At 63.0% G+C, this 324-nt stretch carries 1 protein-coding gene; it reads left to right on the top strand.

All coding sequences use genetic code 11. The features are described from left to right. The coding region (locus SB756_RS28870) for a TolC family protein (protein WP_410912948.1) at positions 1 to 324 on the top strand (324 nt) is incomplete at both ends.

The following is a 324-nucleotide window of genomic DNA, read 5'->3' on the forward strand; positions in this document are numbered from 1 at the left end:
CCCAGGTGCCTTCCGGCCTGCCGTCGGACCTGCTGCAGCGCCGGCCCGATATCCTGCAGGCCGAATACCAGCTCAAGTCCGCCAACGCCAATATCGGCGCGGCCCGTGCCGCTTTCTTCCCCAGCGTCAGCCTGACTGCGAACGCGGGCGCCTCCAGCTCCCAACTGTCCAGCCTGTTCAAGGGTGGCTCGGGCAGTTGGACGTTCCAGCCCCAGATCAACCTGCCGATCTTCAATGCCGGTAGCCTGCGCGCAAGCCTCGACTATTCCAAGCTGCAGAAAGACATCGGTATCGCACGGTATGAAAAAGCCATTCAGACGGCGT

Source organism: Pseudomonas sp. SIMBA_068 (assembly GCF_046534705.1).
GTDB lineage: Bacteria > Pseudomonadota > Gammaproteobacteria > Pseudomonadales > Pseudomonadaceae > Aquipseudomonas > Aquipseudomonas putida.